Below are 12,129 nucleotides of genomic sequence, written 5' to 3'. Positions count from 1 at the left end.
GGTCAGGTGACAGAAGCTCTTCCGATGCGCACGGTGGTCATCCTTACGGCACTTCGGCTGGAGTACGAGGCCGTACGAAGTCATCTCGCCGACCCTCAGACACAGTGGCACGCCGACGGCACCTTCGTGGAGGTCGGGTCCCATCAGGGCGACCACGCCACCTGGCGGGTCGCCCTGGCCGAGATCGGCGAGGGCAACCAGGCCGCCGCCGCGCTGACCGGGCAGCTGCGCGCCTGGCTGCAGCCCGACGCGCTGTTCTTCGTCGGGATCGCGGGCGGCGTGAAGAGCGACATCCAGCTCGGGGACGTCGTCGTGGCGACCCGTGTGCACGCGGTGCACGGCGGCAAGGAGTCCGCGGACGGCTTCAAGTCACGCCCACGGAGCTGGGAGGCCTCGCACCGGCTGCTGCAGGCCGCGAAGTTCGCTCTGCGCGGCCCGCGGTGGCACGGCACGGTCCACTTCAAGCCGGTCGCGGCCGGCGAAGTCGTGCTCAACAGCCCGGAGTCCGCCCTCGCCGCGCAGCTCGACGAGCGGTTCAACGACGCGGTGGCCATCGAGATGGAGAGCGCGGGCGTCGCCCAGGCGGCCCACCTCGCCGGCACGCTCTGGCTCACCATCCGCGGCATCAGCGACAAGGCGGACGGCCAGAAGCACATCGCCGACGCCGCCGGTTCCCAGCCGACCGCCGCCGGGAACGCGGCCGGGGCCGCCTTCGCCGTCCTGAGCGCGCTCAAGCCGGCACCGCCCGGTGAAGCGCCGCAGGCCGAAACGCCGCAGGTCGAAACGCCGCAGGTCGCAGCGCTGCCCGTCGCAGAGCCGCCCGGCGAAGCACCCCGAGTCGAAGCACTGCCCGTCCAGCCGCCGCCCGTCGGAGCGCCGCCCGTCGGAGCACTGCCGGTCCAACCGCCGCCCGTCGAAGCACAGTCCGTCGAAGCACCGCCCGGTGAAGCACCGCCCGGCGAATCCGCCCACGAGAACCCGACCGGACAGACGCCCGTCAGCCAGGCGCAGAGCGAGCCGACCCCCGAGCGGCAGGCGAGCGAACCGGCCCGCACCCCGACACTGCCGGCCGGCACCAGCACAGGCTCCAACACCGGCACCACCCCCCTTCCCCCGCGCCCCGCCGAATCCCACCCCCGCCCCCAGCCCCTCACACCTTCCCCACGCCCCAGACGACGGCTCGGCGCCACGCTGCACGCAAGACGCAGACCTCTCCTGATCTCCGCGGCATTCCTCGCCCTCGCGGGCATCACCACGCCCATCGTTGTCTCGTGTCAGGGCGGCGGCTCGGACGGCAAGGGCCCGGCATCCCCCGCCGCGCTCCCGAGGTGCTCGGACGCGGACACCACCGTGCGGATCGCCGCGTCCGTAGATCTGTCGGAGTCCCTGGAGAAGGCGGCGAGCGACTACGGAAACCGCCGCGGCGCAGGCAAGTGCACCAGAGTCCAGGTCGTCGGGGTCAATTCGGGCACCGCGATGCGGGCGCTCGCCGACGGGTGGGACGAGTCCGACGGGGACAAGCCCGACGTGTGGTCGCCCGCCGGGAGTTCATGGCTCTCGCTGGCCCGCAGCCGCGCGAAGGGGACGATGAAAGAGCTGTTCCCCGGGCAGGAGCAGGCGAAGCCGATCGTGCAGAGCCCCCTGACCATCGCGATGCCCGAGCCGATGGCCAAGGAGCTCGGCTGGCCCGAGCGGACGATCAGCTGGAAGGAGCTCGCGGACTGGTCGAAGGACGCCGACGGGTTCTGGAAGGAGCACAACCGGCCGGAGTGGGGCGCCTTCAAGCTCGGCAAGACGAACCCCGGCTATTCGACGTCCGGACTCAACGCCACCGTGGCCGCCTTCTTCGCCAAGACGGGCACCAGCAGCGAACTGAGCACCCCGCACATCGACAAGCCCGCCAACCAGGACTTCGTCAAGAGCATCGAGAAGTCGGCGGTCCACTACGGCGACACGACACTGACGTTCCTCGCCAACCTCCGGGAGGCGAGCGAGGCGGGCCCGGACAAGGCCATGTCGTACATCTCCGCCGTCACGCTGGAGGAGAACACCGTCGTGGCGTACAACGCCGGGTATCCGTGCGGGGCTCCGAGCGACGACAAGGGCTGTGCGAAGGCCGGCAAGCCGCACACCCCGCTGGCCTCCTTCTATCCGAAGGACGGGGTCCCGTTCTCCGAGCACCCCTACATCGAGCTCAACGGCATGACCGCGGCACAGAAGGCGGTCTCCGGTGACTTCCTCGACCATCTGCGCACCCCCGCGGTGTTCAAGAAGCACTTCGCGCCGTACGGCTACCGCACCCACGAAGGCAGGGTCCTCAGGGGAACCGGGCAGGTCGCCGAGGCCAACGGAGTGCTGCCCGATGCCCCCTTCACTCCCATGCGGATGCCCGAGGGCGATGTGCTCGACCGGCTCCTTGAGCTCTGGCCCACACTCCGCAGGCGCGCCAACGTCCTGACCGTCATCGACACGTCCGAGTCGATGAACAGCGAGGTGCCGGGGACGGGCGACACGAAGATGGAGCTGCTCAAGCGGGCCGAGCCCGCCCTGTTCGGGGAGTTCGACAAGAGCGACCGGGTCGGCCTCTGGAAGTTCTCGGACGCCGACGTCATCGGCGGCGGCAAGGACTACAAGGAACTGGTGCCGCTCGGCCCGTTCGACGGAAAGCTCTCCGGCGGCCCCCGCTCGAAGGCACTGACCGACAACGTCACCGGGCTTGAGCCGGGCGGCGCGACCGGCCTCTACGACACCCTGGACGCCGCCGTGAAGACCCTGCGCGATGACTACGACCCGGCGGCCATCAACGCGGTCGTGCTGCTGACCGACGGCGTCAACGAAGACAGCAACAGCCTGTCGCTCGACAAGCTCCTGAAGCGGATCGGCGATCGCGGAAAGCCGCAGATCCGGGTGTTCACGATTGCCTACGGCGACAAGGCGGACGAGAAGGACGCCGGGGGCAGGACCGTCCTCCAGGAGGTCGCATCCGCCACCGGAGGCCGGGCGTACGACGCGAAGAACCCCAAGATGATCAATGACGTGATCACCAGCGTGATCTCCAATTTCTGACCCTCACCCCCGGAGAAAGCGCACCGACGGCCGCCCGTCCGAGGCCCCGGTCACCACCGCCCGCACCCCGTACACCTTCGCGATCAGCTCCTCGGTGAGCACGTCGGCGGGGGTGCCCGCCGCGTAGGCCGTGCCCTCGTGCAGGACCAGCAGGTGGTCGCAGAACATCGCCGCCAGGTTGAGGTCGTGCAGGGCGATCACGCTGGTCACGGGGAGGTCGGCCACCAGGGAGAGCAGGTCGAGCTGGTGGTGGATGTCCAGGTGGTTGGTGGGCTCGTCCAGGAGGAGTTCGCGGGGATTCTGGGCCAACGCGCGGGCTATCTGGACGCGTTGGCGTTCGCCGCCGGAGAGGGTGTGCCAGGACTGGGCGGCGCGGTCGGTGAGGCCGGTGCGGGCGAGGGCATCGGACACCGCATCGTCGTCCTGCGCCGAGGGCGGGGACCAGGCCCTGCGGTGCGGGATGCGGCCCAGACGTACGACGTCCCGTACGGTCAAGTCGACCTGGGTCACGGCGTGTTGCTCGACCACGGCCACTCTGCGGGCCACCGTCCGGCGGCCGAGTTCCGGCAGCGGTCGGCCGTCCAGGGTGACCACCCCCGAGGCCGGGGAGAGGACACCGGCGAGCAGGCGCAGGAGGGTGGACTTGCCCGAGCCGTTGGGGCCGAGGAGGCCGACCGTCGCGCCCGGCGGCGGGGCGATGCTCACCCCGTCGACGACGAGGCGCCCGCCCGCCCGGCGGCTGACCCGGTCCGCTCGCAGTCCGGTGGTCATATGGCGGCCCTCCGTGTGCGGTAGAGGACCAGGACGAACGCCGGGACGCCGATCAGGGACGTCACGACTCCCACCGGCACCTCCTGCGGGTCAAGGACCGTGCGGGCCAGTGTGTCCACCCACACCAGGAACACCGCGCCCGCGAGCGCCGTGACCGGGAGCAGCCGCGCGTGCCCGGAGCCGACCACCGCGCGGGCCGCGTGCGGCAGGACAAGGCCGACGAAGCCGATGGCGCCCGCGCTGCTGACCAGGACCGCCGTCAGCAGGGCGGTGACGGAGAGCAGGATAAGACGGGTGCGGGCCACGTGGACGCCCAGCGTCGCCGCCGCGTCCTGGCCGAACGCGAAGGCGTCCAGCGTGCGGGCCTGCGCCAGGCAGACGGTGAGCGCCGCCAGGAGGACCGCCGCGCAGATCCATACGTCCGTCCAGCCCACCCCGCTGAGCGAGCCGAGCAGCCAGAAAAGCACCCCGCGCGTCGTCTCCGCGTCGGCCGCGGTCAGGATCACGAACGAGGTGAGCGCCGAGAACAGCTGCATGGCCGCGACGCCGGAGAGCACGACGCGGTCGGTGCTCCCGCCCAGCGCATGGCTGAGCAGCAGGACCAGGGCGAAGGAGCACAGGGCGCCGGCGAAGGCGCCCGCCGAGACCGACACGACTCCCCCGCCGACCCCGAGGACGACGACCGCGACGGCTCCCGTGGACGCCCCTGAGGAGACGCCGAGGACGAAGGGGTCCGCGAGCGGGTTGCGCAGCAGGGACTGGAGGACCGTCCCGCAGACCGCGAGGCCCGCGCCGCACACCGCGGCGAGCAAGGTGCGCGGCATCCGCAGGTTCCAGACGATGCCGTCCCGCAGTGGCGTGAGCCCCGTCTCTCCCCCGCCGAGGTGCGCCACGACCGCCGAGAACACATCCGGTACGGAGATGGCGGCGGGGCCGATGGTGACGGCCACCGCCACGGAGAGCGCGAGCGCGGCGGCACCCGCCGCCCACAGCAGGGCGCCGCGCGCGTGCGTCACTTGGCGAGCCCGAACTCGCGCAGCGCGGCGGCCACCTGCTCCACGCCGTCCACGGTCCGGATCGTGGGGTTCATCGCCTGGCCGCTGAGCAGGACGTACCGCTTCTTCTTCACGGCGGTCAGATTCTTGGTGACCGGGTTGGACTCCAGGAACTCGATCTTCTTCTTCGCGCTCTCGGCCGTCTGCGCCTTGCGGGTGAGGTCGCCGATGACCAGGACGTCGGGGTCGCGGTCCGCCACCGTCTCCCAGTTGATCTGGGGCCACTCCTCGCGGGTGTCGTCGAAGACGTTCTTGGCGCCGAGCTCGCGCGTGATGATGCCGGGGGCGCCGCAGCAGCCCGCTATGTAGGGGGCCTTGGAGTCGGAGAACCAGTAGAGGAGCGTGGTGTCGGAGGCGTCGATGTCCTGCTTGGCCTTCGCCAGGCGGGACTTCAGGTCGGCGACCAGGCGCTCGCCGCGCTTCTGGACCCCGAACGCCCGCGCCAGGTCGCGCACTTCGCCGTACACCGTGTCCATGGTGAGCGCCTTGACGCGGCTGCCGTCGCCGTCGCCGGTGTTGTCCTTGCCCGCGCAGTCGGTGGGCGAGACGTACGAGGGGACGCCGAGCTCGGTGAACTTGGCGCGGTCGGCGACGCCGCCCTTGCTCACCGTCGCCAGGAAGGATGCGGTCACGAAGTCCGGCTCCTGGGCGAGGACCTTCTCGAAGGAGGGGTAGCGGTCGGAGAGGCGCTCGACCTTGGCGTTGTCCTTCTCCAGGCCCTTCAGGACCGGGTCGGTCCAGGTGCCGGTGCCTGCCATGCGGTCGGCGAGGCCGAGGGAGAGCAGGATCTCCGTGGAGCCCTGGTCGAGGGAGACGGCCCGCTGCGGCGGCGCCTTGATCTGCGACTTCTTGCCGCAGGAGGTGAGGGTCAGCGGGTAGCCGGCGGCCTTCTTGTCCGCGGTGGAGGGCGTCGACGAGCCTCCGCAGGAGGTCAGCGTGACGGCAAGGGCCGTGCCGAGGAGGACGGGCATACGTACACGACGGGCTGTGGAGGACACACGATCCCTTGAGTCTCATGGCTCATACGCGGAGCCTGGCCTGCTTGATCACCTCCGCCGCCCGGTGCGCGGACAGAGGTGCCAGCAGGTCTTCGGACTCGGGGATCGGCCGGGCGGGGCGCCTTCCCAGGCGTCCGTGGACGCCCAGTGGCCGTGGCCCCGCCCGTCCCCCCTCACCGCTGCGCGTCAGTTCCGGATTCGCACCGGATTCCCTGGCCCTGGTGTGGGTTTGACTGGCGTGCGCAAATTATCACGCTGGCCGGGGCGAGCCGCGGTAGGTGCCGAAGGACCACTTGTTGCCCTCGGGGTCGGCGATCGCGAACTCCCGGCTGCCGTACGGCTGGTCCTCGATCTCGCGGATGATCTTCACTCCGGCGTCGGTGAGGCGCCCGTAGAGATCGTCGACATGGTCCGTGACGACGTACGCGCCGAAGGTGCCCGGCTTGAGGCACCAGCCCTCGGCCTTCTCGTCGTACGAGCCGAGCATGATCGCCCCGCCCTCGGGCCAGTCGAGCTCGGCGTGGGCCACCCGGTCGCCGTCCTCGTAGACGGCGGTGCGCAGGAAGCCGACCGTGCCGACGAGGAAGTCGATCAGGGCGGGTGCGTCGTGGGCCTGGAGGGTCGGCCAGACGTCGGGGGCACGTTCTGCGGGGGCGGATGTGGTCTTGGTCTGCTGCTTCTCGGTGGTGTTCATGGCTCCTACTCTTCGCCTCCGCCATGGCTCCCGGCTTGGATATTCCGGCACTCTTCGGCCAGCCAGCCGCTGGGGCTCGTGCCGGTGTACTGCCGGAAGTCCCGCACCAGGTGGGAGTGGTCGAAATAGCCGCAGTCCGCGGCGACCCGCGCCAGATCGGGCGCGGCGCCCGCGGCGACGGAGCGCACGACGGTGTTCCGCGCGCGCTGGAAGCGCATCAGGCGGGAGGCCTGCTTGGGGCCGATCCCCAACTCGGCGCGGAAGAGGGCGGTGAGCCTGCGCTCGCTGAGCGCGACGTGCCGGGAGAGACCGCCGAGCGTGCCCGCGCCCCGGTGCCTGGCCAGCCAGGCCCAGGCCTCGGCGACCTCGGGGCGGACGGAGCCGGCGGCGTCCTCGGCGGCCACGCGCTGCCTCAAGTAGGCGGACAGGGCGGCGAATCGCTCCTCCCAGGTGTCCCGCTCGCACAGCAGCTCCCGTACGTCGGCGGCGCGGCGCCCCATCACCTCCGTGCCGGACGTGACGATGTCACCGGCGAGCTCGGCGGCCGGTACGCCGAACAGGGCGCGGGCGGCGAGCGGATGCACGGCGAGCTGGATGCCCGCCTCGTGCTCGGGCTTGACGACGTACGCCGGTGACTGGTGCAGACCGCCGAGGACGATGTCCGTGCTGATCGCGTCGGCGCCGCCCGCCTGCTCGGGGGTGAGACCGCTGACGACCGGGCCGTCGAGCGAGAAGATCAGGGTCAGATACGGGGACGGCAGGCCGCGGTGCAGGCCGGGCCGCTCGCCCGTGGTGCGGTAGCCGACCGCGGACACGACCATCCCGTCGAGCCGCGGGACGGCCCGCACGAACTCGCGGGAGCCGGTCTCCATACGTTCCAGTATGCGATGCACGGGGCCCGGGCGCGGGGCGGAAGCGTTCGATGCTGCTACCCGCGCCGGGCCGGTCCATGCCCCTCACGGCCGGTGACGTCGATCATGGGAATCTGCCGTCTGACCTCGTACGATGGCCCGCCGCTCCGGACGGGGCGCAGACCGCTCTCAGGGGGCAGAAACATGGCAGTAGGAGCAAAGGGCAAGCTCGCGGTTCTCGGTACGGCGGGCGCGCTCAGCGCGGCGGTGCTCGCGGGCATGGCGCTCTGGCCGGGCACGGAGGCGACGGCGGCCGACTCCTCGGTCAAGACGGCGGCCGAGCTGCCGCACTGGCCGAAGCCGGTCGCGGCGAAGCTCGGCAAGGTGATCTCGGAGAACGGCCACAAGGGCGCGTACGCCGTCTTCGACGCGGACAACACGACGTACCGCAACGACCTGGAGGAGGCGCTCCTGCCCTTCCTCGAGATGAAGGGGGTGCTGACCCGCAAGTCGATGGACCCGTCGCTGAAGGTCATCCCCTTCAAGGACACGGCGCAGCACAAGGAGAGCCTGTACAGCTACTACAACCGGCTCTGCGAGGTCGACGACCAGGTCTGCTATCCGTGGGCCGCGCAGATCTTCTCCGGTTTCACGCTGAAGGAGCTCAAGGGGTACGTCGACGAACTCCTCGCCTACGACAAGCCGATCCCGGCCGAGTACTACGAGGACGGCAAGCTGACCAAGACCGAGGTCGAGGCGCCCGAGTTCTTCACCGGCATGCAGGAGCTCTACAAGTCGCTGCGCAAGCACGGCATAGAGGTCTACGTCGTCAGCGCGGCCAGCGAGGACCTGGTGCGGATGGTCCTGTCCGACCCCAAGTACGGCTACAACGTGAAGCCCGAAAACGTCATCGGCGTCGGCCTGCAGCTCAAGGACCGCAAGACCGGTGAAGTCACCAGCTCCCGCAAGGAGATCGCGGAGGGCCGCTTCGATCAGAAGAAGCTCGCCGGGCGTGAGCTGACGCCGAACCTGTGGGCGCCGCTCACCTGGTTCCAGGGCAAGCCGGCGGCCATCAACACCTACATCGACGAGTGGCAGAAGCCCGTCCTGGTGGCCGGCGACACCCCGGTGAGCGACGGCCCGATGCTGTTCCACTCCGCGGATGTGGAGCACGGCGGGGTGCGGGTCTGGGTCAACCGCAAGGACAAGTACATGCAGCAGCTGAACGAGATGAAGCGGACCAACGCCGACCGGCAGCGTGAGCTCGGCCAGAAGGTCACCGCGGACAAGCGGTGGCTGACGGTGGTGCCGGACGAGATCCGCTAGGCCTCGACGGCCCCCACCACGCCCGTGGCGATCGCCTCTCCCAAGGCCGCGTGATCCGCCGCGTTCTGGGCCACGTACCGCAGCGCGAAATCCGCCACGGCGCGGTCGAACGTGTCGGCGCCGCCCAGGTACGCGGCGATCGCGATCCGGTCGCCGGAGCGGGCGTGCGCACGGGCCAGGGCCGTGCCGCACAGGCCCGCGTAGCGGGACAGTTCCGATGGCTTCATGGACGACACGTCCGCCGAGCCCTTCATGTCGCGGAGCTGGCGCCAGTAGTAGGCGCGCCCCTGGGGTCCGGTCATCCAGCCGAGGAAGATGTCGCCCGAGGCCTGCAGCAGCCGCTGCCCGGCGACGACCCGGTGACCGGGGTGGCGGTAGGGGCCCTGCGGCAGGTGCTCCTCCAGGACCGATCGCATCGCCTCCTTGATCTGGAGGAAGAGCGGGTCGTCGGCGTCGCGGCCCGCAAGCAGGACGATGAAGCAGCGGGTGCCGACGCTGCCCACCCCGGCCACCTTCCGCGCCGCGTCCACGAAGTGGTACCGGTCGAGGAGGAGCCTGCGCTCCTCGGAGAGCGTTGAGCGGTAGTCGCCGAAGATCTTCCGCAGCGCCGCCGTGTCGGGCACGCCCACCGGCTCCAGGAGCGGCGGATCGTGGATGATGCGCCGCTCTCCGTCCACCTCCTCGGTCAGCTCGCCCAGCGCCTGGAGGCTGGTGCGCTGCCGTGCGCGGTCGAGGGTCGCCGTCAGGCGCTTGCGGTCGCGGGCGGAGTCGATGAGCGTCAACAGGCCGTGGGCGTCTATCCGTTCGTACCAGACGGCGAGTTCGCCGAGCCCGGCGAGGCGTCGCATCGAGGTCCGGTACGCCGTCACCGCCGCGAGGGCGGCTTCGTGGGCGGCGTGCTCCGCGTGGCCGTTGTCGCGGGCGGCCACGGCGACGCTCGCGGCCAGGCGTTTGACGTCCCACTCGAAGGGGCCGGGGCAGGTCTCGTCGAAGTCGTCGAGGTCGAACAGCAGGGTGCGCTCCGGCGAGGCGAACAGGCCGAAGTTCAACAGGTGGGCGTCGCCGCAGAGTTGGACCGTCAGGCCGCTGTCCCGCTGGACGGCGATGTCCCCCGCCATGACGGCGGCCGCGCCGCGCAGGAAGGCGAAGGGGGACGCGGACATCCTGTCGTAGCGGATGGGGAGGAGTTCCTGGACGCGGTCCTTGCCCTGGCGTTCCAGGACGGCCACCGGGTCGGGGCGGTCGGCCGAGGGTATCCATGCGCCGTGCGAGGAGCGGGACGCCCGTTTGCGGGCCGCCTTGCCTAGCCGCGCGCGTTCGGCCGGGGTGGTCATGGCCCTCTCCCCTCTCCGATGGTGGCTCCCGGCAACAGCCTCCTCTCAGGGGCAGCCAATGCCGCCATGGGCGCGTACGCATGCCGGGTACGGCAAACGGGTGACGCGCGCCCCCCCTGCCGGTGAGCCCCCGGTCAGCCGCCGTCCGGCCCCGCCCAGGCCGCCACCCGCTTGGCGAGTGCCCCGCCGGCCCGTGTCCACGCGAAGTGGTCGAGGCGGCCGCCGGCCTCCTGCATGGAGTACCGGACGCGGGTGACACGGGCGCCCGGCACCTTGCCGACGAGGTGGTCGATGGCGGGTGCGGGAGCCCAGGTGTCGCCCTCGACGGAGACCGCGAGGACGGGCAGGTCGAGGGTGCGCAGGGCGGCCTCGTAGTCGTGGGTGGAGCCGGTGGCGGAGTAGCGGCCGGTGCGGCCCTGGCGGGCCCAGTCCCGCATGACGCCCTTGGGCTGGTTGCCGCCGAAGCCGAGCCGGACGCCGGGCCACCGGCCGAGCAGCGTCGACGCCCCGGCGGCGAACAGCTGGCCGATGAGCAGCAGGGGCCCGCGCAGTCGTCCGTACGCACGGAACCAGACCGAGCCGGAGGCCACGAGGGCGACTCCGTCTACGCCGGGGCCGATCCCCAACGCCGCGTGCACCAGGCCCAGTTGACCGCCCAGGCTGTGCCCGAGGAGGAACAGCGGGGGCTCGGGGCCGAGTTCGGCGCGTATCGCGTCGACGACGGCCAGCAGGTCCTGCTCCACGATCATGCCGTAGCCGTGCTCGACGGCGGCGGCGTCCGTCACCCGCGGGGTGCTCTCGCCCTGCCCCCGCAGGTCCACGGTGAGCGCGGTGAGGCCCTCGGCGTGCAACTGGCGTGCGAAGGCGCGGTAGTAGCGGGCGGGCGTGCCCATGGCGGGCAGGATCAGGACGGCCGGCGCGGGACCGGGTGACGCCTTCTCCCTGCGCAGGGCGCGGACGGGAAACCGTGCCCCGTCCGGGAGTTGAACGGTGACGAGCAGCGGCAGCTCGCCGCCTTGCTCCGAGGCTGGTTCCTGCTGTGTCATACGGCCAGCATGAACCACGCGTACGGGCGGGAACCCGGGGCCCCCACCCGTACCGCTCACCTCAGCGCCTCAGCGGCTCAGCACCTCAGCGGCTGTACCGCATCAGGGCGCGCACCATATGGCAGGTGATGTCCGACGGCGGATGGATTCCCACATCCTCCGCCATGCCGCGGATCCTCGTGTTGCTCGCTTGGTTCGGTACGTAGACGCCCGAGTCGAGCAGGGCTATCGCCAGGCGCATGGCCTTCAGGCGCCGGTTGTGCGTGATGTACCACTCCCGCGGCCGTCCGGCCGGGAGCGGCCTCTTCTCCAGTGGTGCGTACGTCAGGTCGATCAGCACGGGGCGTGAAGCGTTGCGCTTCGACTTCGATGTGAGTGCGGCAGCGGGCACAGGCATCCTCCTGTCGCGGTCGGGAACCCCGTCGGAAGACCCGTCGGGAACCTCTCGAACATTGCTTCAATTCTACTGCCGGGCACTGACAATCGCCGCTGGCCAGACGGGCTTTGGGGCGCTGTGGCGGGTGGGTCGCGGGTAGCGTGTGCGGCATGGAGATCTGGATCAATCCCGCCTGCTCGAAGTGCCGCAGCGCGCTCACCCTGCTCGACGCGGAGGGCGCCGACTACACCGTGCGCCGCTACCTCGACGACGTACCCACGGAGGCCGAGATCAGCGACGTACTCGAACGTCTCGGCCTCGAACCCTGGGACATCACCCGGACCCAGGAGCAGGCCGCCAAGGACCTGAACCTGAAGGACCGTGCGGCGTGGCCGCGCGACGCCTCGGGCCGCGCCCGCTGGATCAAGGCCCTGGCCGAGCACCCCAAGCTCATCCAGCGCCCGATCATCACCGCCGATGACGGCACCGCGGTGGTGGCCCGCACGGACGAGGCGGTGCGGGACGCGCTGTCCCGCTAGCGCCCGCGCGGGCACTCGAAGATGACCGCCGACCGATGAACAACATCGGTCAAACCGTTACAGACGCCTCCAT

At 71.0% G+C, this 12,129-nt stretch carries 11 protein-coding genes and 1 riboswitch; of the genes, 3 read left to right on the top strand and 8 right to left on the bottom strand.

The features are described from left to right. Nucleotides 1-6: 6 nt before the first annotated feature. Nucleotides 7-3,066 (top strand): VWA domain-containing protein, encoded by a 3,060-nt coding sequence (locus AB0G47_RS01860; RefSeq protein ID WP_360763035.1) that lies wholly within the window; start codon nucleotides 7-9, stop codon nucleotides 3,064-3,066. Nucleotides 3,067-3,069: 3 nt separating this feature from the next. Here the strand turns inward: AB0G47_RS01860 and AB0G47_RS01855 are convergent, their stop codons facing one another. From AB0G47_RS01855 to AB0G47_RS01835, 5 genes are all read right to left on the bottom strand, one after another. Further along, nucleotides 3,070-3,837: an ABC transporter ATP-binding protein gene (locus AB0G47_RS01855; protein ID WP_360763032.1), complete on the bottom strand. Its 768-nt coding sequence runs from the start codon at nucleotides 3,835-3,837 to the stop codon at nucleotides 3,070-3,072. Further along, nucleotides 3,834-4,853, bottom strand: coding sequence for an iron chelate uptake ABC transporter family permease subunit (locus tag AB0G47_RS01850; RefSeq protein WP_360763030.1), 1,020 nt, complete (start codon nucleotides 4,851-4,853; stop codon nucleotides 3,834-3,836). Before AB0G47_RS01850 ends, AB0G47_RS01855 begins: the two co-directional genes overlap by 4 nt. Continuing rightward, nucleotides 4,850-5,863, bottom strand: a complete 1,014-nt coding sequence (locus tag AB0G47_RS01845) for an ABC transporter substrate-binding protein (RefSeq protein ID WP_360763027.1) — start codon at nucleotides 5,861-5,863, stop codon at nucleotides 4,850-4,852. Before AB0G47_RS01845 ends, AB0G47_RS01850 begins: the two co-directional genes overlap by 4 nt. Before the next feature lie 92 nt (nucleotides 5,864-5,955). Next, nucleotides 5,956-6,143, bottom strand: a riboswitch (cobalamin riboswitch). Further along, nucleotides 6,141-6,584: a VOC family protein gene (locus AB0G47_RS01840; RefSeq protein ID WP_360763024.1), complete on the bottom strand. Its 444-nt coding sequence runs from the start codon at nucleotides 6,582-6,584 to the stop codon at nucleotides 6,141-6,143. (Overlaps the previous riboswitch by 3 nt.) A 5-nt stretch (nucleotides 6,585-6,589) precedes the next feature. Continuing rightward, nucleotides 6,590-7,456: a helix-turn-helix domain-containing protein gene (locus AB0G47_RS01835; protein ID WP_360763021.1), complete on the bottom strand. Its 867-nt coding sequence runs from the start codon at nucleotides 7,454-7,456 to the stop codon at nucleotides 6,590-6,592. Nucleotides 7,457-7,639: 183 nt separating this feature from the next. Between AB0G47_RS01835 and AB0G47_RS01830 the strand changes: the two genes are divergently transcribed. Next, complete coding sequence (locus tag AB0G47_RS01830) at nucleotides 7,640-8,761, top strand: HAD family hydrolase (RefSeq protein ID WP_360763018.1); 1,122 nt, start codon at nucleotides 7,640-7,642, stop codon at nucleotides 8,759-8,761. Here AB0G47_RS01830 and AB0G47_RS01825 read toward each other — a convergent pair. From AB0G47_RS01825 to AB0G47_RS01815, 3 genes are all read right to left on the bottom strand, one after another. Continuing rightward, on the bottom strand, nucleotides 8,758-10,095 hold the full coding sequence (locus AB0G47_RS01825; protein WP_360763015.1) for a DUF2252 domain-containing protein: 1,338 nt from the start codon (nucleotides 10,093-10,095) through the stop codon (nucleotides 8,758-8,760). The genes AB0G47_RS01830 and AB0G47_RS01825 overlap by 4 nt on opposite strands. Before the next feature lie 134 nt (nucleotides 10,096-10,229). Then, nucleotides 10,230-11,141 (bottom strand): alpha/beta fold hydrolase, encoded by a 912-nt coding sequence (locus AB0G47_RS01820; protein ID WP_360763012.1) that lies wholly within the window; start codon nucleotides 11,139-11,141, stop codon nucleotides 10,230-10,232. 85 nt (nucleotides 11,142-11,226) lie between these two features. Then, complete coding sequence (locus AB0G47_RS01815; protein ID WP_360763007.1) at nucleotides 11,227-11,532, bottom strand: hypothetical protein; 306 nt, start codon at nucleotides 11,530-11,532, stop codon at nucleotides 11,227-11,229. A 155-nt stretch (nucleotides 11,533-11,687) separates the two neighbouring features. Between AB0G47_RS01815 and AB0G47_RS01810 the strand changes: the two genes are divergently transcribed. Next, the gene (locus AB0G47_RS01810; RefSeq protein WP_360763005.1) at nucleotides 11,688-12,056 is read left to right on the top strand and encodes an arsenate reductase family protein; all 369 of its coding nucleotides are present in this window, start codon (nucleotides 11,688-11,690) and stop codon (nucleotides 12,054-12,056) included. Nucleotides 12,057-12,129: the final 73 nt, after the last annotated feature.

Source organism: Streptomyces sp. NPDC021622 (assembly GCF_040640795.1).
In the GTDB taxonomy this organism is placed as follows: domain Bacteria; phylum Actinomycetota; class Actinomycetes; order Streptomycetales; family Streptomycetaceae; genus Streptomyces.
The sequence above is the reverse complement of the archived record's forward strand: the minus strand, read 5'-3'. Positions and strand labels throughout refer to the sequence as shown.